Origin of the sequence: Actinoplanes awajinensis subsp. mycoplanecinus, assembly GCF_001509495.1 — a bacterium.
In the GTDB taxonomy this organism is placed as follows: domain Bacteria; phylum Actinomycetota; class Actinomycetes; order Mycobacteriales; family Micromonosporaceae; genus Actinoplanes; species Actinoplanes palleronii.
In genome coordinates this window covers 12,063-37,498 of sequence record NZ_LLZH01000097.1, presented here as the reverse complement: position 1 = coordinate 37,498, position 25,436 = coordinate 12,063, and the positions used below count along the sequence as shown (strand labels likewise).

At 71.1% G+C, this 25,436-nt stretch carries 24 protein-coding genes; 6 read left to right on the top strand and 18 right to left on the bottom strand.

Going from position 1 to position 25,436, the window contains the following annotated elements; genetic code table 11:
- Positions 1–64 precede the first annotated feature (64 nt).
- The 8 genes from ADL15_RS13440 to rimP all read right to left on the bottom strand — a co-directional run bounded on the left by ADL15_RS13440 (position 65) and on the right by rimP (position 8,407).
- Complete coding sequence (locus ADL15_RS13440) at positions 65–1,084, bottom strand: DHH family phosphoesterase (RefSeq protein WP_067689234.1); 1,020 nt, start codon at positions 1,082–1,084, stop codon at positions 65–67.
- On the bottom strand, positions 1,081–1,563 hold the full coding sequence (rbfA, locus tag ADL15_RS13435) for a 30S ribosome-binding factor RbfA (protein WP_067689758.1): 483 nt from the start codon (positions 1,561–1,563) through the stop codon (positions 1,081–1,083). The genes ADL15_RS13440 and rbfA overlap by 4 nt, the downstream gene beginning before the upstream one ends.
- Before the next feature lie 113 nt (positions 1,564–1,676).
- Positions 1,677–1,970, bottom strand: coding sequence for a DUF503 domain-containing protein (locus ADL15_RS13430; RefSeq protein ID WP_067689231.1), 294 nt, complete (start codon positions 1,968–1,970; stop codon positions 1,677–1,679).
- A gap of 34 nt (positions 1,971–2,004) precedes the next feature.
- Entirely contained in the window at positions 2,005–3,030 is a 1,026-nt protein-coding gene (locus ADL15_RS13425) for a TRM11 family SAM-dependent methyltransferase (RefSeq protein ID WP_067689228.1), read from the bottom strand.
- Positions 3,031–3,158: 128 nt separating this feature from the next.
- Complete coding sequence (gene infB, locus ADL15_RS51385) at positions 3,159–6,287, bottom strand: translation initiation factor IF-2 (RefSeq protein WP_083971208.1); 3,129 nt, start codon at positions 6,285–6,287, stop codon at positions 3,159–3,161.
- Between the two features lie 107 nt (positions 6,288–6,394).
- Positions 6,395–6,781, bottom strand: a complete 387-nt coding sequence (locus ADL15_RS51380; RefSeq protein ID WP_083971207.1) for a YlxR family protein — start codon at positions 6,779–6,781, stop codon at positions 6,395–6,397.
- The gene (gene nusA / locus ADL15_RS13405) at positions 6,759–7,775 is read right to left on the bottom strand and encodes a transcription termination factor NusA (protein WP_067689219.1); all 1,017 of its coding nucleotides are present in this window, start codon (positions 7,773–7,775) and stop codon (positions 6,759–6,761) included. Before nusA ends, ADL15_RS51380 begins: the two co-directional genes overlap by 23 nt.
- Positions 7,772–8,407, bottom strand: coding sequence for a ribosome maturation factor RimP (rimP, locus tag ADL15_RS13400; RefSeq protein WP_067689216.1), 636 nt, complete (start codon positions 8,405–8,407; stop codon positions 7,772–7,774). The genes nusA and rimP overlap by 4 nt, the downstream gene beginning before the upstream one ends.
- A 195-nt stretch (positions 8,408–8,602) precedes the next feature.
- Between rimP and ADL15_RS13395 the strand changes: the two genes are divergently transcribed.
- From ADL15_RS13395 to ADL15_RS13385, 3 genes are read left to right on the top strand one after another with little or no spacing between them, the layout of a single operon-like run.
- Entirely contained in the window at positions 8,603–9,067 is a 465-nt protein-coding gene (locus ADL15_RS13395; protein WP_232344072.1) for a hypothetical protein, read from the top strand.
- Positions 9,068–9,095: 28 nt separating this feature from the next.
- Positions 9,096–9,524 (top strand): ferritin-like domain-containing protein, encoded by a 429-nt coding sequence (locus ADL15_RS13390; protein ID WP_067689214.1) that lies wholly within the window; start codon positions 9,096–9,098, stop codon positions 9,522–9,524.
- Positions 9,525–9,541: 17 nt separating this feature from the next.
- A complete protein-coding gene (locus ADL15_RS13385) occupies positions 9,542–10,249 on the top strand; it encodes a nucleotidyltransferase domain-containing protein (RefSeq protein ID WP_067689211.1) in 708 nt (235 codons plus the stop codon).
- Between the two features lie 294 nt (positions 10,250–10,543).
- On the opposite strand, the gene ADL15_RS13380 is transcribed toward ADL15_RS13385, so the two are convergent.
- Both ADL15_RS13380 and map read right to left on the bottom strand, forming a co-directional pair.
- A complete protein-coding gene (locus ADL15_RS13380; RefSeq protein WP_067689208.1) occupies positions 10,544–11,239 on the bottom strand; it encodes a VIT1/CCC1 transporter family protein in 696 nt (231 codons plus the stop codon).
- The gene (map, locus tag ADL15_RS13375) at positions 11,236–12,093 is read right to left on the bottom strand and encodes a type I methionyl aminopeptidase (RefSeq protein WP_067689205.1); all 858 of its coding nucleotides are present in this window, start codon (positions 12,091–12,093) and stop codon (positions 11,236–11,238) included. Before map ends, ADL15_RS13380 begins: the two co-directional genes overlap by 4 nt.
- A gap of 79 nt (positions 12,094–12,172) precedes the next feature.
- Between map and ADL15_RS13370 the strand changes: the two genes are divergently transcribed.
- Positions 12,173–12,505, top strand: a complete 333-nt coding sequence (locus ADL15_RS13370) for an STAS domain-containing protein (protein ID WP_067689202.1) — start codon at positions 12,173–12,175, stop codon at positions 12,503–12,505.
- Here the strand turns inward: ADL15_RS13370 and ADL15_RS13365 are convergent.
- From ADL15_RS13365 to ADL15_RS13330, 8 genes are all read right to left on the bottom strand, one after another.
- A complete protein-coding gene (locus ADL15_RS13365) occupies positions 12,474–16,079 on the bottom strand; it encodes a SpoIIE family protein phosphatase (RefSeq protein WP_067689199.1) in 3,606 nt (1,201 codons plus the stop codon). The two genes, ADL15_RS13370 and ADL15_RS13365, sit on opposite strands and share 32 nt — an antisense overlap.
- Positions 16,080–16,155: 76 nt before the next feature.
- Positions 16,156–16,707 carry a pyridoxamine 5'-phosphate oxidase family protein gene (locus ADL15_RS13360; protein WP_067689750.1) on the bottom strand — a complete coding sequence of 184 codons (552 nt, stop codon included), beginning with the start codon at positions 16,705–16,707 and terminating at the stop codon, positions 16,156–16,158.
- 48 nt (positions 16,708–16,755) lie between these two features.
- Positions 16,756–17,532, bottom strand: coding sequence for a gamma-glutamyl-gamma-aminobutyrate hydrolase family protein (locus tag ADL15_RS13355; RefSeq protein WP_067689196.1), 777 nt, complete (start codon positions 17,530–17,532; stop codon positions 16,756–16,758).
- Positions 17,533–17,548: 16 nt separating this feature from the next.
- Positions 17,549–18,241, bottom strand: coding sequence for a gamma-glutamyl-gamma-aminobutyrate hydrolase family protein (locus tag ADL15_RS13350; RefSeq protein WP_067689193.1), 693 nt, complete (start codon positions 18,239–18,241; stop codon positions 17,549–17,551).
- Between the two features lie 178 nt (positions 18,242–18,419).
- Positions 18,420–19,184, bottom strand: coding sequence for a 3-oxoacyl-ACP reductase (locus ADL15_RS13345; RefSeq protein WP_067689189.1), 765 nt, complete (start codon positions 19,182–19,184; stop codon positions 18,420–18,422).
- Positions 19,185–20,546 (bottom strand): aldehyde dehydrogenase family protein, encoded by a 1,362-nt coding sequence (locus tag ADL15_RS13340; RefSeq protein ID WP_067689186.1) that lies wholly within the window; start codon positions 20,544–20,546, stop codon positions 19,185–19,187.
- 193 nt (positions 20,547–20,739) lie between these two features.
- A complete protein-coding gene (locus tag ADL15_RS13335) occupies positions 20,740–22,086 on the bottom strand; it encodes a glutamine synthetase family protein (protein WP_067689183.1) in 1,347 nt (448 codons plus the stop codon).
- A gap of 68 nt (positions 22,087–22,154) precedes the next feature.
- A complete protein-coding gene (locus tag ADL15_RS13330) occupies positions 22,155–23,693 on the bottom strand; it encodes an amino acid permease (protein ID WP_067689180.1) in 1,539 nt (512 codons plus the stop codon).
- A gap of 161 nt (positions 23,694–23,854) precedes the next feature.
- On the opposite strand from ADL15_RS13330, the gene ADL15_RS13325 reads away from it, so the two are divergent.
- Positions 23,855–24,646 carry an ABC transporter ATP-binding protein gene (locus tag ADL15_RS13325; RefSeq protein ID WP_394326932.1) on the top strand — a complete coding sequence of 264 codons (792 nt, stop codon included), beginning with the start codon at positions 23,855–23,857 and terminating at the stop codon, positions 24,644–24,646.
- Positions 24,643–25,404, top strand: a complete 762-nt coding sequence (locus ADL15_RS13320; protein WP_067689177.1) for an ABC transporter permease — start codon at positions 24,643–24,645, stop codon at positions 25,402–25,404. The genes ADL15_RS13325 and ADL15_RS13320 overlap by 4 nt, the downstream gene beginning before the upstream one ends.
- The last annotated feature ends 32 nt before the right edge of the window (positions 25,405–25,436 follow it).

Genomic DNA, 25,436 nt, shown 5'->3' with positions numbered 1-25,436 from the left:
GATCCGGGAAGAAAAGAAGGGGGCCACCCCTTCGGGCGACCCCCTATGAGCTGTTGAAACAGCGTCAGGTCAGATAATCGTCAAGAAGCCGACGCACCGTGTCCACCACGTCACCCGCAGCACCGTGACCGGTGAAGCCGGCGGCCAGGCGGTGACCCCCGCCACCCTGCGAGATGGCCAGGCGGCTCACGTCGACAGCACCCTTGCTGCGCAGCGACACCGCCCACTGCCCGTCGGCGATCTCCTTGACCAGCACCGTCACGTCCGCCTCGGCGACCGAGCGGACCGGGTCGATCAGGGTGTCCAGCACGTAGGGCGGCTGCGCGTGCCGGGCCAGGTCGGCCAGCGTGGCATATGTCCAGACCAGACCGAGCCCGCCGGCCGCGGCCGGATCCAGCACCGCCCGGCCGAGCACCTCGCCGGCGAGTTTCATCGCGCCGAACGGCTTGGTGTCGAAGATCCGCCGGGAGATGTCACCGGGCCGCAGCCCGGTGGCGATCAGCCGGGCGGCCAGCTCGTGCACCGCCACCGTGGTCATGTCGAACTTGAACGAGCCGGTGTCGGTCGCCAGCGCGACGTAGAAGCACTCGGCGATCTCCGCGTCCAGCGGCACCCCGAGCCGGGTGATCAGCTGCTCGGCGAGCACCGAGGTGGCCGCGGCGTGCGGGTCCACCAGCCGGATCGTGCCGAACCCGGTGTTCGACGCGTGGTGGTCGACGACCACGCTGACCGGCGCGGCCTCGACCAGGGCCGCGAGGCCACCGAGCCGTGACTCACTGGCCACGTCGAAGACCAGGACCAGGGCGGGCTCCGGAAAGCTGTCCGCTTCCGGCACCAGCAGCTCGAGGCCCGGCATTTCGGCGTACGGATCGGGCACCCGGAAGTCGCCCGGGAACGTCGCCCGGACCCGCGAATACCCGAGCCGTCGCAGCCCCAGCCCGAAACCGAGCATGCTGCCGAGCGCGTCCCCGTCCGGGCTCACGTGGCAGATCAGCTGGATCTCGGCGTCACCGCCGAGCGCGCGGACCGCCGCGACGGCGGCGTCCCACTGCTCGGCGGCAGGCCCGCTGGACGACTCGGTCACCCGATTTCCTTGCGGGCACCGACCCGCTCGGACTCATCCTCGTCGTCGTCGACCTCGTCCTCGTCCTCGTCGCTCTTGTACGGGTCCGGCTCGCCGGCGTACTCCTTGCCGGCCGCGAGCCGCTCGATCTCCTCGTCGCGGTGCTTCGCCGCGGCCAGGAGATCGTCGATCTCCTTGACGTTGTCGAGCACGTTGTCGAGCTTGAACGCCAGGCTCGGTGAGTGCCGCAGCTTGAGCGCGTGACCGACCCGGGTGCGCAGCATCCCCTTGGCGCTCTCCAGCGCCGCCGCGGTGCCGGCCTGCTCGACCACGTCACCCAGGACGGTATAGAAAACGGTCGCCTCACGGAGGTCACCGGTGATCCGGGCGTCCGTGATCGTCACCATGCCGAGGCGGGGATCCTTGATCTCCCGCACCAGCGAAGCCACCAGCTCACGGATACGCTCCGCGTGCCGACGCGTCTTGGCCGGATCCGACATCTCGCCCACCTCCGACTGTGTAACCCGCGGGTTTCATGACCCCGCCCAACTGGTGAAGCGTACCCAGGCGACATTGCCTGGCCACTACCTGGTTTTGCCCATGACGGGCGTACTCAGTCGTCGTCGCCGTAGAGGCGACGCCTGACCGAGAGCAATTCGATTTCCGGGCGACCGGCCATCTGGTTCTCGCAGGTGTCGATCACCGCGCGCGCCTGCGCGGGATCGGGCGCGACGATGGCCACCCCGACCTGCGCCCGGCCGTGCAAGTCGTGGAAACCGACCTCGGCGACGCTCACCTCGAACTTCTTCAGCATCGCGATGATCGGGCGGAGGTACGAACGTTTCTGCTTCAAGGACCGGGAGTCGCCGGGCAGGAGCAGGTCGAAGACTGCAGTCTCGGTATACATCAGCGAGACAGGCTACGCCCCGGCCCGCCGCTGGTCAGCTCGTTTTCCGGGCCACCACCACGTCGCGCTCGATGCCCTGGTCGACCCGGTGCGCCAGCGGCGCGTGCTCGACGAGTTCCAGACCGGCCGCCAGCAGGATGTCCTCGGCGAGCTCCCGCCGGGCGACCTTGGTGTTCCAGGACAGCCCGATCGCGCCGCCCGGGCGCAGCAGCGGCAGCCACTCCGGCACGGCCCGCTCCAGCAGGTCCAGCGGGCGCCGGGAGATCCCGCCGTTGTCGTCGTAGGAGCCGTGCGCCACCCCGTACGGCAGGTCGGTCACCAGCACGTCCGCGAAGTTGCCGCGGATCAGCCCGTCCAGCTGGGTGGTGTCGGCCTCCAGCACCGTCAGCTTCTGCACCGCGCCGGCCTTGTGGTCGTCCTTGCTGGCGGCCATGGTGACCTCCAGCCGGCGGGCGGCCCGGCGACCCTGGCGGCGCATCGGCACCAGCTCGGCGGTGTGCTTGAGCCGCTTGCGCTTCAGCCACGTCTGCAGGAACAGCTTGTACGCCTCGACGTCCTTACCGTCGATCTCCACGCCCACCGCGTCGTAGCCGTACATCAGCGCCTGGTTGAGCGTGGTGCCGCGGCCGCAGAGCGGGTCGAGCACGGTGAGGTGACCGTCGAGCATCTTCTCCGCCGAGGCCGAGGCGAGCAGGGTCAGGTTCAGCACGAGCTTGGTGAACTGCTCGTTGGTCTTCCCGGCGTACTTCGGGATGGTGATCAGGTCGCTGTCGTACTGCGCCAGCGCGGTCATCGTGACCGGGCGCAGCAGGTCGCCGTCGAGCAGCTCGAACAGGGCGTAGGCCGACGACAGGTTGCTCAGGTAGGCGACGTCCCGCGCGCTCAGGGCGGCGGTGAACGTCACGTACTCCACCCCGCCGATCACGGCCAGCCCGATCTCGTCCAGCTCGCTGGAGAGCACCGGCGCGAACGCGGCCAGCTCCGCCTGGGACATGCGGGACGCCTGGTCGGCGTAGACACGGTTGGCGGACGGAGCGAGCAACATGGCGTAGCGGGACATGCCGCACATCCTCCCAGCCCCGGCCGCGCCGCCCCAAATCCGGGGCTCGGGGGTGACGCTCACGGCGTACCGGAAAAGAAGCGGCCCCGACGCCGAAGCGCCGGGGCCACCAGAAACTCAGCGGGGCCTTACGCCCGCGGCTTCTCCCGCATCTCCCAGGTCTCGATCACGTCGCCGATCTGCGGCGTGCCGAAGCCCTGCAGCGTCAGACCACACTCGAAGCCCTCGCGGACCTCGGTCGCGTCGTCCTTGAACCGCTTGAGCGAGCTGATCGTGACGTTGTCCGCCACCACGGTGCCTTCCCGGAGGATGCGCGCCTTGGTGTTGCGACGGAGCAGGCCCGACCGGACGATACAGCCGGCGATGAGGCCGATCTTGGACGAGCGGAAGACCTCGCGGATCTCCGCGGTGCCCAGCTCGACCTCCTCGTACTCCGGCTTGAGCAGGCCCTTGAGCGCCGCCTCGATCTCCTCGATGGCCTGGTAGATCACGCTGTAGTAGCGGATCTCCACGCTGGCGCGGTCGGCCATTTCCTTGACCTTGCTGGAGGCCCGGACGTTGAAGCCGATGATCGTCGCGGTCTGCTCGGACGAGGCCGACGCCAGGTTGACGTCGCTCTCGGTGATCGCACCGACACCGCGGTGGATGACCTTGAGCTGAATCTCGTCCGGGATCTCGATCTTGAACAGCGCGTCTTCGAGAGCCTCGACCGAACCCGAGCTGTCGCCCTTGATGACCAGCGTGAGCGAGGTCTTCTCGCCCTCCTTCAGCTGGGCCATGAGCGTCTCGAGAGTGGCCTTGGCACCCGAGTTGGCGAACGAGGCCGCACGACGGCGAGCCTGCCGCTGCTCGGCGATCTGCCGGACCGTACGGTCGTCCGCGGCCGCCAGGAACGTGTCGCCGGCGCTGGGCACCGACGTCAGACCCAGGACCAGCACGGGACGGGCCGGACCGGCCTCGGCGACGTTGTTGCCGTTCTCGTCGAGCATGGCGCGGACGCGACCGTGCGCGCCACCCGCCACGATCGAGTCGCCGGCCCGCAGCGTGCCCTTCTGGACCAGGACGGTCGCGACCGCACCGCGGCCCTTGTCGAGGTGCGCCTCGACCGCGACACCCTGCGCCGGCCCGTCGATCGGAGCGGTGAGCTCCAGCGACGCGTCGGCGGTCAGCAGGATCGCCTCGAGCAGCTCGTCGATGCCGATACCCGGCTTCGCGGCCACGTTCACGAACATCGTGTCGCCGCCGTACTCCTCGGCGAGCAGGCCGTAGTCCGTCAGCTGCTGCCGGACCTTGTCCGGGTTGGCGTCCGGCTTGTCGACCTTGTTGACCGCGACCACGATCGGCACACCGGCCGCCTTGGCGTGGTTCAACGCCTCGACCGTCTGCGGCATGACGCCGTCGTCGGCCGCGACCACGAGGATCACGATGTCGGTCACCTGGGCACCACGAGCACGCATGGCGGTGAACGCCTCGTGACCCGGGGTGTCGATGAAGGTGATCGCGCGCTCTTCGCCCTGGTGCGGGACGACGACCTGGTAGGCACCGATGTGCTGGGTGATGCCACCCGCTTCGCCGGCGACCACGTTGGTCTTGCGGATCGCGTCGAGCAGCTTCGTCTTACCGTGGTCGACGTGACCCATGACGGTCACCACCGGCGGACGAATGACCAGACGGTCCTCGGCCACCTCGGCGTCGAGGTCGATGTTGAACCGCGACAGGAGCTCACGGTCCTCGTCCTCGGGGCTGACGATCTGGAGCTCGAAGCCGAGGTGCTCGGCGAGGAGGCCCAGGGTGTCGTCGGAGCACGACTGCGTCGCCGTGACCATCTCACCCAGGTTGAACATCTCCTGGACGAGCGAGCCCGGGTTCGCGTTGATCTTGTCGGCGAAGTCGGAGAGCGACGCGCCGCGGGAGAGCCGGATCTCCTGGCCCTGACCACGCGGAGCGCCGGAGCTCATCTGCGGGGCAGACAGGTTGTCAAACTCTTGACGACGCTGCTTCTTCGACTTCCGGCCACGGGTCGGCCGGCCACCGGGACGCCCGAAGGCACCCGCCGCACCGCCACCGCGACCACGGCCACCGGCGCCACCGGGACGACCCGGAGCACCCGAGCTGGCCGGACCACCGGTACCGCCGCCGGGGCCACCACGGTAGCCACCGCCACCGCCGGCACCGCCGCCACCACCGGGACGGAAACCGCCGCCGCCACCGCCACCGGGACGGAAACCGCCACCGGCACCGGCACCGGGACCACCCGGACGGAAGCCACCGCCACCGCCACCGGGACCGCCACGACCCGCACCGGGACCACCGGGACGGCCAGCGCCGCCACCGGGACCACCGCGACCGGCGCCACCGGGACCGGCGGGCCGCTGCGAGGGCATGGACGCCGGGCTGGGCCGAGGCGGCATCGAGGCCGGGCTCGGGCGCGGCGGCATGCCGGGCTGGTTGGGACGCGGCATCTGAGACGGCGACGGCCGCTGCGCGGCACCACCGGAGACACCGAACGGGTTGTTACCCGGACCACGGGCCGGGGGACGCGGAGCGCCACCGGCCGGACCCGGACGGGGACCACCCTGGCCGGGCTGGTTGCCACCGGCGCGGCCGGCGGCCGGGGAACCCGGACGCGGAGCCATGCCACCGGGGCCGCCAGGACCGCCCGGACGCGGGCCACGCGGGCCGGCGTCGGTGGGGTTCTGCGGGCTGGGGCGACGCTCGGCATCCCGGGTACGGGCTGCCGACGCGGCCTGGGCCGCCTTGACGGAGGCCTCCTGCTCGGCCTTCAGCGCCGAGGCGCGCGCCTCGGCGGCCGCCACCTCGATGTCGTGCGCGCTGGCCGGCTTGGCGACCGGGCCGGGCGTCGGGCCCGGACGGCCGGGCATGGCCGGCTTCGGCCGCACGAACGGACCGGGCGCCGGAGCGGCCGGGGACGTCGGAGCGGCAGACGTGCCCGGAGCGGGCGGCGGGCCGGGACGGCGCGGCGGACCGGGCCGGGCGCCGGACGGGCCGGGACGCGGAGCCCCGGACGGAGTGGCGACGCCACCGGACGAGGCGGAGTCGGACGCCGCAGCGGCCGGAGCCGCCGGAGCGTTGCCGCCGGCCTCGAGGGCGCCACGGAGCCGGCGAGCCACGGGGGCCTCGACGGTGCTCGATGCGGATTTAACGAACTCGCCCATGTCTTTCAATGTGGCGAGCACGGTCTTGCTGTCGACCCCGAGCTCTTTGGCGAGCTCGTGAACGCGGGCCTTGCCTGGCACTGCACTCCTCATCTCGAGGTCGTGCGAGCAGTACCCGCACTGACCTCACTCGTGCACTAGAAGCCTGGTCATTTCAGGGACTTCATCGAGTGCTCATCTGGGTCGTCCTACCTTGCTGGGACGTGACGGGGCTTTGACGCCTCGTCATCGGTGGTTCCGGACGGCACGGAGACCGTTCGGATGTGCTCGGCAAGCAATCCGGCGTCAGCAACACCGGTGAGACGCAACGCACGCCCGAAGGCGCGACGGCGCTCCGCCTGCGCGAAGCAGGCCGGATCGGGATGCACATGTGCTCCCCGGCCCGGCAGTCGGCGGTTTGGATCTGGCAGAAGCCTGAGGTCTCCCTCGGATCCTGCCGCGACGAACCGGAGTAATGAAGCGGCCGGTGCGCGGTTGCGGCAGCCGACGCAGGTTCGCGTCGGTCCGACCGAGGAGAAGTCTACCCCTCGATCGCGGCGACCGCGTATCCGGTCAGTTCCCCGCCTCGGCCGCATGACGGTCCGCGCTCGGAGCGGGTTCGTTGTCCGGCCGGATGTCGATGCGCCAACCGGTGAGCCGGGCGGCGAGCCGGGCGTTCTGACCTTCCCGTCCGATCGCCAGCGACAGCTGGAAATCAGGCACGGTCACCCGGGCCGTCCGGGTGGCCAGATCGACCACGTCGACCCGCAGCGCCTTGGCCGGTGACAGCGCGTTCCCGACGAACTGGGCCGGGTCGTCCGACCAGTCGATGATGTCGATCTTCTCGCCGTGCAGCTCGCTCATCACCGCGCGGACCCGCTGGCCCATCGGGCCGATGCAGGCGCCCTTGGCGTTCACGCCCTGGACCGTCGACTTCACCGCGATCTTCGTACGGTGACCTGACTCACGCGCGATCGCGGCGATCTCCACGGTCCCGTCGGCGATCTCCGGCACCTCGAGCGCGAACAGCTTCTTCACCAGCGCCGGGTGCGAGCGGGACAGGGTGATCTGCGGACCGCGGAACCCCTTGGCCACGTGCACCACGATGCAGCGCAGCCGGGAACCGTGCTCGTACGACTCGCCCGGGACCTGCTCGGACTGCGGCAGCACCGCCTCGACCTTGCCCAGGTCGACGATCACGATGCCCTTCTCGGCACGCGCGGCGTCGGCCTGCACCACACCGGTGATCAGATCACCGTCGCGGCCCGCGTACTCACCGAAGTGCTGCTCGTCGGTCGCCTCGCGGAGCCGCTGCAGGATGACCTGCTTGGCGGTCATCGCGGCGATCCGGCCGAAGTCGTGCGGGGTGTCGTCCCACTCGCGGACCAGCGTGCCGTCCGCGTCCAGCTCCTGCGCCAGCACCGAGGCGACGCCGGTCTTGCGGTTGATCTCCACCCGGGCGTGACTCTCCGGCCCGTCGGTGTGGCGGTACGCGGTGAGCAGCGCGGTCTCGATAGCCGAGATGATCGTCTCGAACGGGATCTCCCGCTCGCGCTCCAGGGCGCGCAGCGCCGCGAGGTCGATGTTCACTCCTCGCCCTCCCCTTCGTCTTCTATTTCGTCGGCTTCTTCGTCGGTGTCGTCGTCTTCGTCGCCGAAATCGGCTTCGTCCAAGCGCTTGAACTCGATCTGGACCTTGCCCGTGCCGAGGTCGGCCCAGGCCACCTCGCGCTCGGCGCCGTCCACGTCCAGCGTCACGCCGGTGTCGTCGGTGCGCAGCACCCGGCCGGTCAGGCCGTTCACCGCGACCAGGCGGCCGGTGTTCCGGCGCCAGTGCCGCGGCTCGGTCAGCGGCCGGTCCACACCGGGTGAGCCGACCTCCAGCTGATATTCCCCGGCCAGCAGCTCGCCGCCGGATTCGTCCGCGGCGTCCAGCACGGCGGAGATCTCCCGTGAGACGATCGCCACGTCGTCCAGACCGACCCCGCCGTCCGTGTCCACCAGCACCCGGACCACGAACCGGCGGCCGGCCCGGGTCAGGGTCAGGTCCTCCAGGTCGTAGCCCGCCGCGGTGACCACCGGCTCGACCAGCGCGCGCAACTTGGCGCGGGCGGCGGTCAGGTCGATGCGCGGGGCGACCGGAGTGCTCCGGGTCTCCTGCTGGCCTCGCCTGCCATCCTGGCGACCACCGGGCCGGGCCCCGGCGCGACCACGCTGCGTCATCGGGCTCGACCTCTCACTAGTTATTACGCTGCCACGACTATATGCCGCCGGGCAGTTCGTGGCCCCGCGGCTGACGCAGAGCGTAACGTGCCGGCCCTCCGGAGCTGGCGTCGCCGCTGGAGAATCACCTGTTCCGCAGGTCAACGGCCCCGGACATCATCCTCCAAGGTGATGGTGTTGACTGGCTCGGTGCGGATGAGCGATTCAGGACACACCCGCCGCCGGGTGCTGGGTGCGAGCGGCGCCCTGGCCGGCCTGGTCACCCTGAGCGGTTGCGGCCTCTTCGACGACGATCCGGAGCCCGCCCCGGCCCCGGACGCGCTGCAGCCGCTGCTGGACGAGGCGCTGGCGCTGGCCGCGGCACACACCCGGGTGGCGCTGGCCCAGCCCGCCCTGGCCGCGAAACTCACCCCCCTCGCCGAGGCGCACCGGGCGCACGCCGCGGAGCTGGCCCGGGTGATCGGCACCACCCTGCCGTCCGGTGGCGCGGTCCCCTCGGCCGCCACCACCGGCGCCGACACCGCGGCCGCGCTGCGCAAGTCCGAGCAGGCCGCGCAGAAGACCGCGGCCGCCGCCTGCCGCAGCGCTCCGGCCGAGCGGGCCGCGCTGGTCGGATCGATAGCGGCCGCTCGCGCCTCGCACGCGGAGGCACTGCGCTAGTTTCCCGGACTGCGCTAGTTTCTCGAACGTGAAAGAGCAACTGGCCGGCGCGCTCGCCGCCGAGGAGGCGGCCATCTGGGCGTACGGGCTGATCGGTGTCCACCTGCGCGAGGGCTCCGAGCAGAACCAGGCCCGGGCCGCCGAGGACGAGCACCGGGTCCGCCGCGGCGACCTGGTCGACCGGCTCGCTCGCCTGCAGGCGAGCACCGCGCCCACCCCGGCCGGCTACGAGCTGCCGTTCCCGGTCGAGGACCGGGCCTCGGCGCTGAAACTCGCCGTCCAGATCGAGGACGGGGTGGGTCAGGCCTGGCGGGTGGTGCTGCCGGTGACCGAGAACGCCGACCGGACCGAGGCGCTGGCCGCGCTGACCGACGCCGCGGTGCGCGCGACCAAGTGGCGGAAGCTCGCCAAGATCACCCCGCTGACCCTGATCTTTCCCGGTCGCCCGACCGCCTGAGGGCCGAGAATGGGACGGTGATCGACGAGATCGACGCCTCCTCGCCGCGTGCCGCGCTCGCCGTCCGGCTCTCGGACGCCGTCCGGTCCCGCTGGCCGGCCGACGTGCACGCCGTCGGGATCCGCGGCTCGCTCGCGCACGGTGACGACTCGGAGACCAGCGACGTCAACCTGGTCGTGCTCACCCTCCGCCCGCGCACCGGCCCGAAGTCGAGCCTGCGCAAGGTCGACGGCGTCCCGATCGAGCTCGAGGTGCTGACCGCCGACGAGGCGCTGGCACAGGCCCGGCAGCTCACCCCGCGCTGGCCGCTGCTCGCCGACCGGTACATGACCGTCTATCCGCTGCACGATCCGACCGGCTGCTTCAAGGAGCACCGCGAGGCACACCAGGACCTGCTCGCCGAGGCCCGCCCGGCCGAGTTCACCCAGCTGGCCCGGCACAACTGGGCGATCGCGAACGGCGCCCGCCAGCGAGCGATCCGCCTGGCCCAGTGGCACGACACCGACGCCGCGCTCGTGATGATCGCCCAGGCCCGGGTCAACGCCGCCCTGGTCACCGAATTCCTCACCCGCACCTGGTTCCGCAACGCCGTGGACGCGGTGAAGCACACCGGCGTCGCCGCCGCGGACATGCAGGAGCTCGGCGCCATCCTCCGCTACCAGGCCGAGGAGCTGGCCGCCCGCGGCCGCCCGATCGACGGCACGCTCGGCGCCCTCTTCGACTGACCGCTGTCCGCTTCCGGTCAACCCTTTTTGGTACGAGTACGGAGCGGCCCGCCGCAGGCTACGAGCCACGCCCCGGGCCGGTCTCGCGCCAGACCCGCCCGCCCCCGGACCGCAGCGCGCCTCCCGGTTCCCCGGCTGGTCCTCAGGGGTGTCTCAACGGCGTTGAGACACCCCTGAGAGCCAGCCAATCCCCGCTAGGCGCGCCTCGGTCCGGACCGGCCGCGGTCTCGCGGCGGCCTCACGGGCGGGACTCGGCTCGTAGCCTGCGGACGGGCGCTCCGTATCCGTACCGAATCAGGTGTTGACGCCGATCAGGGTGCCGATGGCGAAGGTGGCGCCGGCGGCCAGGGCGCCGAGGACCAGCTGCCGGAGGCCGCCCAGCCACCAGGGGCGGGCGGTGAGGCGGGAGATCAGCGCGCCCACGGTGAACAGGCCCAGGCCGCCGGCCGACAGCGCCACCCACAGGTTGTCGTAGCCGAGGATCAGGGTGAACAGCGGGATCACCGCGCCCACCGCGAAGCAGACGAACGACGACGACGCCGCGGTCCACGGGCTGGGCAGCTCGTCCGGCACCACGCCCAGCTCCTCCTGGGCGTGCACCCGCAACGCCTGCTCCGGGTGGACCTTGAGCACCTCGGCGACCTGACGGGCCAGCTCGGGCGGCAGGCCACGGGCGGTCCACACCTCGACCAGCTCGTCCGCCTCGCCCTCCGGGTTGACCCGCAGCTCGTGGAGTTCCTTGTCGAGCTCCGCGGCGATCTGCTCGTTCTGGGTGCGGACGCTGGTCCACTCGCCGATGCCCATCGAGATCGCGCCGGCGACCAGGCCGGCCACCCCGGTCAGCACCAGCAGGTGCCGGTCGGTGCTGGCGCCGCCCACGCCGGCGATCAGCGCGATGTTGGTGACCAGGCCGTCCATCGCGCCGAACGTGGCCGCGCGCAGCCAGCCGCCGGAGACGTCGGCGTGGTGGTGCTCGGCGACCGCGGTCACGGCAGGGTCAGGATCTCGGACCCCTCCTCGGTCACCACCAGGGTGTGCTCGAACTGGGCGGTCCACTTGCGGTCCTTGGTGACGACCGTCCAGTTGTCCTTCCAGACGTCGTACTCATACGTGCCGAGGGTGATCATCGGCTCGATGGTGAACGTCATGCCCGGCTCCATCACGGTTTCCAGACGCGGGTTGTCGTAGTGCGGGATGTAGAGCCCGGAGTGGAACGTCTCGCCGATGCCGTGGCCGGTGAAGTCGCGCACCACTCCGTAGCCGAACCGGCGGGCGTACGCCTCGATCACCCGCCCGATCGCGTTGATCGGCCGGCCCGGCGCGACCGCGCGGATGCCGCGCATCATCGCCTCGTGGGTCCGCTCGACCAGCAGCCGGGCCTCCTCGCTGACGTCGCCGACGCAGAACGTGGCGTCGGTGTCGCCGTGCACCCCGTTCAGATAGGCCGTGACGTCGACGTTGATGATGTCGCCGTCCTCGATCACCGTGGTGTCCGGGATGCCGTGGCAGATCACCTCGTTCAGCGAGGTGCAGCAGGACTTCGGGAAGCCCTTGTAGCCCAGGGTCGACGGGTACGCCCCGTGGTCCAGGATGAACTCGTGCACCACCCGGTCGATCTCGTCGGTGGTCACACCCGGCTTGCAGTGCTCACCGGCCAGCTGGGTGGCCTGCGCGGCGATCCGGCCGGCGATCCGCATCTTCTCGATCGTCTCGGGGGTCTGCACGTGGGAGCCGCGCCACTCCTTCGGGCGCTTCTTGCCGACGTACTCCGGGCGGACGATGGCGGCCGGGACCGATCGCTCACGCGACTGCTTACCCGGCACGAGAGGCGCACGTACGGTCATGCGCACAGCCTATCCGCCGCCCGAGGCCTCGTTCGGTGGTGTCCTTGCCGCTCCCAGCACGCTGTGAAATCGTGTAATCGTGGATCAAGAGGGCGAGGACCCGACATTCTCGGCGACCGGCGTGGTCACCGGCGACCGGGTCACCGTGACCGTGACCGGTGAGGTGGACATGGCCACCGCTGACGCCCTCTTCCAGGCCGCCACCCCGGCCCGGATCACCGGCGCGACGATCGACCTGCGGGCCGTGTCGTTCTTCGACTCGGCCGCCATCCACACCCTGGTCCGGCTCGCCGAGGTCTACCCGGGGGCGTTCGAGGTGTTCCCGTCCGACCGGGTCCGCCGGGTGCTGGACATCTCCGGCCTCGGTGAACAGCCCTGGCTCAGGCCGGCGCAGACAGATCAGCCCGGCTGATCGGCCTTCGCAAGGTCACCGCGGTGCCCTCCGCGGAGCGGTGCACGGACAGCTCGGTCAGCGCGCCGATCAGCGCCAGCCCGCGCCCGCGGAACCCGGCGTCGGTGGCCGGCCGCCACCGCCCGGTGTCCCGGACGATCACGATGATCGCGTCCGGCTCCACCGACGCCTCCACGACGATCACCGGCTCGGCCGGGTCGATCGGGTGCTCGATCGCGTTCGCCGCGGCCTCGGAGACCGCCACGATCAGGTCGAACAGGTCCGCCTCCGGGACCGCGTGCGCGGTCAGGAAGTCCTCCAGCCGCTTGCGGACCACGCTGAGCCGGGTCGGGTCGGAGGGCAGCCGCATGACGAACTCACGGGGCTCGGTCGCCTCCAGCGCGATCATCGCGATGTCGTCCCGCCTCTCCTGTCGGGTGGCCTTGGCCAGTAGTGCGTCCAGCAGATCTTCGACGTGCTCGGTGGGCGCCGCCGCGTCCGCGGTCAGCTCGGCCAGGCCGGCGTCGATGCCCTGCCGGCGGTCCTCGACCAGCCCGTCGGTGTAGAGCAGCAGCCGGTCGCCCGGAGTGAGCTGCGCCGTCCGGGTCGGGTAGGTCACGTGGCCGAGCGCGCCGATCGGCGGGCCGAGCGCGCTGGTGTAGACGAACACGCCCGGCTCGCCGCGAGTGATCCGGATCGGCGGCGGGTGGCCGGCCGAGGAGTACCGGATCACCCCCGTGCGTGGATCGAACCGTACACAGAGCACTGTCGCGAACTGCCGCCGGCCGAGCGTGTCCACCAGGCGGTTGAGGCGGCTCAGGGCCGCTCCGCAATCAAAACCTTCGAGTACGTACGCCCGGAGCGCGTTGCGCAGCTGCCCCATCGCGGCGGCGGCCTGCACGCCCTTGCCGACCACGTCGCCGATGACCAGGAAGAGCCCGCCGTCCGGGGCGGCGATCACGTCGTACCAGTCGCCGCCGACCCGGGCCTCGCTGCTGCCCGCGACGTACCGGCTGGCCACCACGGCGCCGGGGACCCGGGGCAGGGACTGCGGGAGCAGGCTGTGCTGCAGGGTGCTGGCGATCCGGTGTTCGCTCTCGTAGAGCCGGGCGTTGGCCAGCCGCAACCCGATCAGCCGGGCCAGCTGGGTGAGCACCATCGGCTCGACCGGCCCGTCCGGCCCGGACCAGACCCGCAGCTCGCCGAGGGACACCCCGGCGGTGTCCGGCAGGGGCAGCACCAGGTCCGGTTCTTCACCCACCTCGGCGCCGGCGTCCCGTTCGGCGTGCGCGTCCGGGCCGGCGGCCACCACCACCCGGCCGGCCGAGGTCATCGCCAGCGCGTGCCGGGCGGCCAGGTCGAGCACCTCGGCGGTGCCGGCCACCGCGTTCAGCGCCACGGCCGCGTCGACGAGGCCGCGCAGCCGGTTGACCGTCTCCCGGCGCAGCTGGCCGAGTTCCAGGTTGGCCCGGACCCGCGCGGTCAGCTCCCGGGTGGAGAACGGTTTGACCAGGTAGTCGTCGGCCCCGGCGGCGAGGCCCTCGACCGCGGACTCCTCGCCGGCCCGGGCCGAGAGCACCACGATCGGCACGTCCCGGGTGCGCTGGTCGGCGCGGAGCGCGGCGATCAGCGCGAAGCCGTCCATCCCGGGCATCATCACGTCCGTCAGCACCAGGTCGAACGGCCGTTCCCGGGCCAGCGCCAGGGCGGACTCGCCGTCCACCGCGCCGACCACCTCCCAGTACGGGCTGAGCAGCCGGGTCACGTGCTCGCGCAGGTCGGCGTTGTCGTCGGCGAGCAGGATCCGCCCACCGTGGCGGTCCGGCGCCGGCCGAGTCCCGGGTTCGTCCTCGTCGCCGCGGTCCGGCGCCGGGCGGGCCGCGGGTTCGCCGTCGCCGGCCCACCAGGCGGCCTCGTCGACCCAGAGGCGTGAGTCGGCGCCGGCCGGCACCGGGGCCGGGTCGTCGTCGATCCGCTCGGCCGGCAGGTGCGCGGCGCCGAACGGGATCCGGACCGTGAACTCGCTGCCGACGCCGAGCTCGCTGTGCACCTCGACCGATCCGCCGTGCAGCTCGGCCAGCTCGCGGACCAGTGCCAGCCCGATGCCGGTGCCCTCGTGGCTGCGCGACCAGGCGCCGGTGACCCGGTGGAACCGGTCGAACAGCAGGGGCTGCTCACTCGCCGGGATGCCGACACCGGTGTCCCGGACGCAGAGTTCGGCGTGGCTGCCGGTCACCCCGACACGGACGTCGACCCGTCCCTCGCGGGTGAACTTCACCGCGTTCGAGAGCAGGTTGAAGACGATCTTCTCCCACAGTTCGTGGTCCACGTGTACTCGTACGGGGGACGGCGGCGTCTCGATCACCAGCTCCAGCCCGGCCCGGTCGGTGGCCGGCCGGAACGCGGTGGCCAGCCGCGCGGTGTGCCCGGCCAGATCGGTGGGCCGGTAGACCGCGCGCATCCGCCCGGACTCCAGCCGGGAGAAGTCCAGCACCGTGTTGACCAGCTTGAGCAGGCGCAAGCCGTTGCGGTGCACCGGGAGCAGCCGGTCGCGCAGCACGGGCGTGGTGTCCGGCGCGTCGAGCAGATCCTCCAGCGGCCCCAGGATCAGGGTCAGCGGGGTACGGAACTCGTGGCTGACGTTCGAGAAGAAGTCGATCTTGGACTGGTCCAGCGCGGCCAGCTCGGCGGCCCGGCGGCGCTCCTGCGCGTAGGCCCGGGCGGTCGCCACCGCCTGGGAGATCTGCGCCGCGGCCAGGTCGAGGAAGTCGCGGTAGTCGCCCTCCAGCCGCAGGAACCGGCTCACCCCGACGACCACCGCGCCGACCGTCTCCGCGCCGGCGCCGATCGGCAGCACCAGCGCCTCGTCGGCGGCCCCGGCGGCCGGCTCGGTCACCTCGGCGAGCGGCACCCGGCCCGGGCGACCGCTGGCGATCACCGCACGGATCGCCGGGTGCGCGCCCTGCCCGTCCAGCACCACGGCGGCGAACGGCACGTCGTTGGCGTTCTCGCCGAGCACCGCGGCGGCCTCGGCGGCCAGCGCGGCCGGGTCGGGCGAGCCCGCCAGGCGGCGGCCCAGCGCGGAGAGGGTCCGCACCCGCCGCTCCCCCAGCACCCGGCCGGTGGTCTCGGCGACGATGCAGCTGATCCCGGTGATCGAGCCGTCCGCGCCCCGGATCGGGTCGTACGAGATGTCGAAGTACGTCTCCTCCAGGAAGCCGTACCGTTCCAGCATGAAGAGCAGGTCGCCGGCGTAGAACGCCTCGTCGGCGTCGTGCACCCGGCGGAACAGGTCGTGGATCATCTCCCAGGCCTCGGCCCACATCTCGGCGCCGGGACGGCCGAGGTGCTCCGGGTGCTTGCTGCCGGTCACCGGGATGTACCCGTCGTTGTAGAACACCGCGTGCTCGGGGCCCCAGAAGATGCAGATCTGCGCGCGGGAGGCGAGCGCCGTGATCACCGCGCCGGCCAGCTCCGGCGGCCAGGTGGACGGGTCGCCGGCCGGCGACGTGGACCAGTCCAGGGTGGCCATCCGGCGGCCCATCTCGCCGCCGCGCTCGAACGCGACGCGCAGCCGGGCCGGCAGGGCACCCATCGAAGCCTCCGCGGGGGTTCGGTTGACCGGAAAGTCCGGCTCCCGACGCACGTTAACATCGGGTCGCCCGGCACGCTCAGCCGAAGATCGGCAACCCGTCGATGCTGGCGCCGTTCTTCACCCGACGGTACTCGGCGAGGGCCTCGTCGTCGCGGCGCTCGTGGGCGCGGATGAGCAGATCCCGATCGCCCTCGTACGCCATCAGCGGCACCGAGTATCCGCAGGAGTCACTGACCCGGTCGACCGCGACGTCGATGATCGACCGGCCGCCGTGGGTGTCCTCGGCCGCGCCGAACAGCGGCAGCATCGCGGCGTACTCCGGATCGGTGACCGGGATCGCCCGGCCGGCGCCGTGCAGCCGGACGATGTTCGGCGGGCCCTGGAAGGCGCAGAACATCAGCGTGATCCGGCCGTTCTCCCGCAGGTGCGCGATGGTCTCCGCGCCGCTGCCGTGGAAGTCGAGATACGCCACCCGGTGCTCGCCGAGGATGGCGAACGTGCCGGTCATGCCCTTGGGTGAGACGTTGACCCGGCCGCCGTCGCCGGACGGCGCGGTCGCCACGAAGAACATCTGCTGGGCCGCGATGAAGTCCCGCAGCCGCCCGTTGATCCCCTCATGCACCTTCATGCCCGCCATGCTGCCCGGTGCGGCGCCGCCCGGCGACCCGGTATCCCGCTATACGGCCGCCGGGACCTCGCCCGGCACCGGCGCGACCCGGTCGGCCGGCCCGGCCCGGTTCACCAGCGCGGCCTGGACCAGCGCGGCGAAGACCCGCAGGTCGGTGGTGCGTTCCGGATGCCACTGCACGCCCAGCGCGAAACCCCGCCCGGGATGCTCGATGACCTCCACGACCCGGTCGTCCGGGCACCAGCCGGTGGCCACGAACTCACCCGGGTCGGCCACCGCCTGGTGGTGGAACGAGTTCACCGAGGTACGCCGGCCGAGCAGGTCGCAGGCCAGGCTGCCGGGGGTGGTCACCACGTCGTGCCGGCCGTAGTCGCCGGCGCTCGCGGCCAGCGGGTCGGTGCCGGCGTGGGCCCGGTGCCGGTCGTGGTTGATCAGGTCGGGCAGGTGCTGGTGCAGCGCGCCGCCGGTGGCCACCGCCATCACCTGCAGTCCGCGGCACACCCCGAGCACCGGCAGGTCGGCGGCGAGCGCGGCGCGCATCAGCAGCAGCTCGGCCGCGTCGCGCACCGCGTCCACCTCGGTCTCCGGGTGCGGCTCGGCGCCGTAGTGCGCCGGGTCGACGTCGCCGCCGCCGGTGAACACGATGCCGTCGAGGCACTCCAGCACGTCGGTGCCGGGGTCGTCCGGCGTGATCAGCAACGCCCGGCCGCCCGTCGCGTGCACCGCCTTGACGTAGGTCATCGGCAGCATGCCGGCCATCATGTCGTTGCGGCCGAACCGCACATGCTGGGCGTACGAGGTGAGGCCGATCATCGGTCTGCGCATCAGGGTGGTGCCCTCCTCAGATCCGTTCCGCCGCCGCCCCCACCAGAGCTCCGAAGAGCCGCCGGTCCCGGCGCACCTCGGGGTGCCACTGCACGCCGAGCACGAACCGCCGCTCCGGGTCCTCGACCGCCTCGGGCAGGCCGTCCTCGGCCCGTCCGGTGACGGTCAGGGTCCCGGGATCGGAGACGCCCTGGTGGTGGAAGCAGTTGATGGTCACGTCCGCACCCATCAGTCCGGCGATCCGGCTGCCGGGGGTGAAGACGGCGTCATGGTCGCTGTAGACCCCGGGAGCGACCCGGTGCCGTTCGTGGCCGAGCACGTCCGGCAGGTGCTGGTGCAGGGTGCCGCCGGACGCCGCGACGAGCAGCTGCATGCCACGGCAGACGCCGAGGACCGGCAGGTCACGGTCCAGGGCGGCGCGCAGCAGCGGCATCTCGGCGGCGTCCCGGTCGGGGTGGGTGACGGTGTGCGGGCCGGGTTCGGCGCCGTACAGCTCCGGGCCGATGTCCGGGCCGCCGGAGACCACCAGGCCGTCCAGCATCCGGAGCACGTCGGTGTCCAGGTCGTCCGGGGGCAGCAGCACCACCCGGCCGCCGGCCTCGGTGACCGCGGCGGTGTAGTCGTACGGGATCAGGGTGGTCGGGAGATCGCGCCACACGCCCCACGAGGCGGGCATCACATATGTCGTCATCCCGATGATCGGACGCATCGCACCACCGTAGTCACGCCTCGGCCGGATGCCCCGTACAGGCGCGCGGCGCCGGAGATCCGGCGCCGCGCCACGGGCCCCTTCCGACCTGCCTCAGACGGGGAGCAAGACCCGCCTGAACAGGGATTCGACCCCTGTACTGGGGATCTCGTGCCCGCGCCGAGGGGTGCCTAAACGTTTACAGCGGAGTTACATACGCGCCGGTGATGCCGCCGTCGACGACGAACTGGGACGCGGTCATGAACGAGGCGTCGTCGCTGGCCAGGAACGCCACCGCGGCGGCGATCTCGGCGGGCTCGGCGAACCGGCCCATCGGTACGTGCACCAGCCGCCGGGCGGCCCGCTCCGGGTCCTTGGCGAACAGGTCCATCAGCAGCGGGGTGGCCACCGGGCCGGGGCAGAGCGCGTTGATCCGGATGCCTTCCCGGGCGAACTGCACGCCCAGCTCCCGGGTCATCGCCAGCACCCCGCCCTTGCTCGCGGTGTACGCGATCTGCGACGTCGCCGCGCCGAGCAGCGCCACGAACGAGGCGGTGTTGATGATCGAGCCCTTGCCCTGCCGCTGCATGTGCGGGATCGCGTACTTGCAGCAGAAGAAGACCGACGTGGTGTTGACCCGGAGCACGCGTTCCCACGCCTCGATGCCGGTGACCAGGATCGAGTCGTCGTCGGGCGGCGAGATGCCGGCGTTGTTGAACGCGATGTCCACCCGCCCGTGCCGCTCGGCGACCCCGTCGAAGAGCGCCTTGACCTGCTCCTCGTCGCTCACGTCGCAGGCCACGAACTCGCCGCCCACCTCCTCGGCGATGGCCTTGCCGGCATCCGCGGAGATGTCGACGCAGACCACGAAAGCGCCCTCGGCGGCGAACCGCCGGGCAGTCGCCAGCCCGATTCCACTGCCGGCGCCGGTGATCACGGCGACCCGGTCCTGAAGACGCTCCACTCAAGCTCCCATCGAAATGAACACGTTCTTGACATCGGTGAACGACAGCAGCGCGTCCGGACCCAGTTCGCGGCCGAGGCCGGACTGCTTCATCCCGCCGAACGGGGTCCAGTACCGCACCGACGAGTTGCTGTTGACACTCAGCGCGCCGGTCTCCACCGCACGGGAGACCCGCAGCGCCCGGCCCACGTCGCGGGTCCAGATCGAGCCGGAGAGGCCGTACTCGGAGTCGTTGGCGAGCCGGATCGCCTCGGCCTCATCGCGGAACGGCAGCACGCTGACGACCGGGCCGAAGATCTCCTCGCGCCAGTGCCGGTCTGTTGTGGACCCGGCCAGCAGCACCGTGGGCGGGAACCAGAAGCCCTCGCCGGTCGGGGCGTCACCACGGAAAGCCACATCGGCCTCGGCGACAAACCCCGCCACCGTCTCCCGCTGACCGGAAGAGATCAGCGGGCCCATATCCGACTTCTCGTCCGACGGGTCCGACACCCGGAATTTCGTGACGGATGACTCGAACAGGGCGAGGAACTTGTCGTACACCGAAGCCTCGACCAGCAACCGCGAACGGGCGCAGCAGTCCTGACCCGCGTTGTCGAAGACCGCGCCGGGCGCGGCCGCCGCGGCGGCCTCGAGGTCGGCGTCCGCGAAGACGATGTTGGCGCTCTTGCCGCCCAGCTCCAGCGTCACCCGCTTCACCTGGTCCGCGCAGCCCGCCATGATCGACTTGCCCACCTCGGTGGAGCCGGTGAAGCAGACCTTGCGGACCGCCGGGTGGGTGACGAACCGCTGCCCCACCACGCTGCCCTTGCCCGGCAGCACCTGGAAGACGTGCTCCGGCAGGCCGGCCTCGAGGGCCAGCTCGCCGAGCCGGATCGCGGTCAGCGGGGTGAGTTCGGCCGGCTTGAGCACCACCGTGTTGCCGGCCGCCAGCGCCGGCACGAAACCCCAGCCGGCGATCGGCATCGGGAAGTTCCACGGCACGATGATCCCGACCACGCCGAGCGGCTCGTGGAACGTCACGTCGATGCCGCCGGCCACCGGGATCTGCCGGCCGGACAGCCGTTCCGGCGCGCCGGCGTAGTAGTTCAGCACGTCCCGGACGTTGCCCGCCTCCCAGCGCGCGTTGCCGATGGTGTGCCCGGCGTTGCGCACCTCCAGCTGCGCCAGCTCCTCCAGGTGGTCCTCGACCACCTGGGCGAAGCGTCGCAGCAGCCGCGCCCGGTCGCCGGGCGCGACCGCGCGCCAGGACGCGAAAGCTTGCTGGGCACGCTCGATCGCCGCGTCGGTCCCGGCCAGATCCAGCGACGGTACGGTCGTGAAGGCCGCACCCGTCGCCGGGTTGATCACCTCAGTAGTCCCCACGCCGAGATCCTTCCACGCGCCGTGTGAACTTTCGGCGCCCAGCGCACCCAAACTTCACACACTCACCCCGCCCCCACCTTGCGTGTGAAGTTTCGGCGCCCAGCGCACCCAAACTTCACACACTCGCCCTGCCCCCACCTTGCGTGGGGAGTTCGGGCGCGGAGCGCACCCGAACTTCACACGCTGGCCGGGGTCAGAGGCGTTCGAAGCCGCGGCGCAGCTCCCAGTCGGTGACCGCGGCGTCGAAAGCGGCCAGCTCCACCTGTCCCATGTTGGCGTAGTGGGCGACCACGTCCGCCCCGAACGCCGCTTCCGCCACCGAGCTGGACGCCCACAACCCGGTCGCCTCCCGCAGCGTCGTCGGCACCCGCTCCGCGTCCGGATCCCCGTAGGCGTTCCCGGCGAACTCCGCCTCCAGCGACAGCCCGTTCTCGATCCCGTGCAGGGCGCCGGCCACCAGCGCCGCGATCGCCAGGTACGGGTTCACGTCCCCGCCCGGCACCCGGTTCTCCACCCGCATGCCCTCGCCGTGCCCGGCGATCCGCAGCGCGCAGGTCCGGTTGTCCACGCCCCAGCGCAGCGCCGTCGGCGCGAACGAGCCCGGCTGGTACCGCTTGTACGAGTTGACGTTCGGCGCGAACAGCAGGCTGAACTCGCGCATGGTGGCGAGCAGCCCGGCGAGCACCTGCTGACCGGTCTCACTGAGGTGGGCCGGCCCGTCGCCGAGCATCGCCGACCGGCCGTCCTCGCCGCGCAGCGAGAAGTGGATGTGGCAGGAGTTGCCCTCCCGCTCGTTCGGCTTGGCCATGAAGGTCAGCGCCATCCCCTCCTGGGCGGAGATCTCCTTCGCGCCGTTCTTGTAGATCACGTGGTTGTCGGCCGCGGTGAGCGCGTCGGCGTACTTGAACGCGATCTCGTGCTGACCGAAGTTGCACTCGCCCTTGGCGCTCTCCGGTAGCAGTCCGGCGCCGTACATGTCGTTGCGGATCCGGCGCAGCAGCGGCTCGACCCGGGCGGTGCCGAGCAGCGAGTAGTCCACGTTGTACTGGTTGGCCGGGGTGAGGTCCCGGTACCGCTTGCTGAACGCCTGCTCGTAGGTGTCCCGGTAGAGCACGAACTCCAGCTCGGTGCCGGCGAACGCGGTCAGGCCGTGCGCCGCCAGCCGGTCCAGCTGGCGGCGCAGGATCTGCCGCGGGGAGGGCCGGACCGGCTCGCCCGCGGTGTCGTACAGGTCGGCGAGGACCATCGCGGTGCCCGGCTGCCACGGCACCCGCCGCAGCGTGTCGAAGTCCGGCCGCATCACGAAGTCGCCGTATCCGGTGGACCAGGAGGACATCTCGTACCCGTCGACGGTGTTCATGTCGACGTCCACGGCCAGCAGGTAGTTGCAGCCCTCGCTGCCGCCGCTGACCACCTCGTCCATGAAGTACCGGCCGTGCAGCCGTTTGCCCTGCAACCGCCCCTGCATGTCGGTGAGCGCGAGCAGCACGGTGTCGATCGATCCGTTGCCGACCGCTACGTCGAGGTCCTCGAGATCCATGGTCCAGTCCTATCAGTCGTTGGGCGTCGGCAGGGTCGGCTCACCGTGTGCTGCCTGCAGCTCTTCCATCAGCCGTCAGCAGCCGGCATGGTCGGCTCACCGTGTGCTGCCGCGTCCAAGAGGTTCGACTTGGGCCCGGTGAACCACTTGCGGGCACTCGCGAACCACCAGATCGTCGCTCCGCCGAGCACCACGACCACCGCGACGATCGTGTAGTTGAAGTTCGCCGCGGTGACCGGGCCACTGACCGGAAGCACGAACAGCACACAGATGACGATTACCCAGACGATCGACGCCCACCCGATCGGGGCGCTCCACTTTCCGAGGTTCCACGGACCGGGCTGGAAGTCCGGGAGGCGGCGGCGCAGGAAGACCGGTCCGACGTACGCGATGTAGAGGCCGATCACCGCGATCGAGGTGGCCGCCGCGTACGCCGTGGTGCTCCACAACGACGGCAGCACCAGCAGCGTGGAGAGCGTCACGCACAGCCAGATCGAGTTGGTGGGCGTGCCGGTGCGCGGGTTGACCTGCTTCCACAGCCGGGAGCCGGGCAGCGCGCCGTCGCGGGCGAACGCGTACGACATCCGGGAGTTCGCGGTGACCGAGGCCATCCCGCAGAACCACTGCGCGACCATGCAGATGAAGAGCAGGAACACCCCGACGTTGTGGCCGGCCGCGTCGATGAAGATCTGGGCCGGCGGCAGTGCCAGCGCGGTGGTCCGTTCGGCCTCGTAGTCCTGGATGGACCAGGTGATCGCGAACAGCAGCACGAACCCGGCGATCACCGAGACCACCACGGACATCACGATGCCGCGGGGCGCCGCGTTCGCCGCGTCGTGGGTCTCCTCGGCGACGTGCGCCGAGGCGTCGTAGCCGGTGTAGGTGTACTGCGCCATCAACAGTCCGATCAGGACGGCGTAAACGCTCGCGCCGGCGAAACTGAACCCGGTCGAGTTCTTCACCTCGAAGAACACCTCGGAGATCGGCTTGTGCTGGTCCGGCAGCACGGCCAGCAGCACGACGATCACCGCGACGCCGACCAGGTGCCACCAGGCGCTGACGTCGGAGAGCAGCCGGACCAGGTTCACGCCGAACGTGTTCAGCAGCCCGTGCACCACGATGATGACCAGGAAGATCAGGAAGGTCCGGCCCGGGGTGACCTCCATGTCGAAGGTCAGGCCCAGGAACGCCGAGGTGGTGATCGCCGCCCCGAAGTCGATCGCCGCGGTGACCGCGACCTCGCCGAGGAAGTTGAACCATCCGATGAACCAGGCCCACGCGGCCTTGTTCCGCTTGGCCAGCGCAGCGGCCCACCAGTAGAGCGCGCCGGCGGTCGGATAGGCCGAACAGACCTCGGCCATCGCGAGCGCCACCAGCGTGACCATGATGCCGACGAAGAGCCAGCCCAGGGTGATCGCCATGGGACCGCCGGCGGTCATCGCGATCCCGTAGGAGGTGATCGCACCGGCCAGAATTGAGATGATCGAGAAGGAGACGGCAAAGTTGGAGAAGCCGGACAACCGGCGGTGAAGTTCCTGTTTGTACCCGAGTTGGGCGAGACGTTCCTCATCGGTGCTGCTGCTGACGGCGGCTGGTTCAGTGCTCATGCGCGAGCTCCCTTGCCGAAAGGTGTGACCTGAGCCACGGGTTCCGTGATGATCGCTCCGCTGTGTTACGGCCGTCAATGATCAGCGTTAATTGCGGCGGCACGAGGCTTTTTTCGTACGCCATGTGAATCGGCTTGACCCTGACGCAGCGTCAGCCCTCCATGCTGGCCGCCATGACCATCGACCGGCCCGCCATCGAGGTGCGCGGCCTGCAGAAGTCCTTCAAAGAACTCACGGTGCTACGCGGGGTGGACCTCGACGTGGCGCACGGCAGCATCGTCGCCCTGCTCGGCTCGAACGGGGCGGGCAAGACCACGATGATCCGCATCCTGTCCACCTTGCTCCGGCCGGACGCCGGGACGGTCGTGGTGAACGGCTTCGACGTGGTGGCCCGGCCCGGCGACGTCCGCGAGTCGATCAGTCTCACCGGCCAGTTCGCCGCGGTCGACGAGGTGCTCACCGGACGGGAGAACCTGATCCTGGTCGCCCGGCTGCGCCACCTCACCGGCGCCGGGCCGATCGCGGACCGTCTGCTGGCGCGCTTCTCGCTGACCGAGGCCGGCGCCCGGCGGGTGGCGACGTATTCCGGTGGAATGCGCCGCCGGCTGGACATCGCGATGAGCCTGATCGGGGATCCGCCGATCATCTTCCTCGACGAGCCGACCACCGGGCTGGACCCGGAGGGACGCCTGGAGGTCTGGGCGGCCGTCAAGCAGCTCGCCGAGGGCGGCACCACCGTGCTGCTCACCACGCAGTACCTGGACGAGGCGGAGCAGCTCGCCGACCGGATCGCGATCCTGCACCAGGGCCGGATCATCGTGAACGGCACCCTCACCGAGCTCAAGCAGCTGCTCCCGCCCGCCGAGATCGAGTACGTCGAGAAGCAGCCGACCCTCGAGGACGTCTTCCTCACCCTGGTCGGCGCCCGCACCGAGGGTGAGGACGCCCGATGAGCAAGCACTTCCCCGGCGACACCGCCGTGCTGCTGAGCCGGTCGCTGCGGCACATCGCCCGCAGCCCGGACACCATCATCACCACCGCGATCATGCCGATCGCCATGATGCTGCTGTTCGTCTACGTCTTCGGCGGCGCGATCGAGACCGGCACCGCGTCGTACGTCGACTACCTGCTGCCCGGCATCCTGCTGATCACGATCGCGTCGGGCATCTCGTACACCGCGTACCGGCTCTTCCTGGACCTGCAGGGCGGCATCTTCGAGCGGTTCCAGTCGATGCCGATCGCCCGCTCGGCGGTGCTCTGGGCGCACGTGCTGACGTCGCTGGTCGCCAACCTGTCCTCGCTCGTGGTGGTGGTCCTGGTCGCCCTGCTGATGGGCTTCCGGACCGGCGCGGACGTGCTGGACTGGCTCGCGGTCGGCGGCATCCTGACGCTGTTCACCCTCGCGCTGACCTGGATCGCGGTGATCCCCGGCCTGACCGCGAAGTCGGTGGACGGCGCGAGCGCGTTCGCCTATCCGATCATCTTCCTGCCGTTCGTCAGCTCGGCGTTCGTGCCCACCGAGTCGATGCCCGGCCCGGTCCGCGCGTTCGCCGAGAACCAGCCGGTGACCTCGATCGTCGACACGATCCGGGCGCTGTTCACCGGGCAGCCGGTCGGCACCGGCATCTGGACCGCGCTCGCCTGGTGCGTGGGTGTCCTGGTGGTGGCGTACCTGTTCGCCGGCCTCGCCTACCGCCGCAAGATCTCCTGAGCCGGCCGGCCGGGAATCGGGGCAGGATCAGG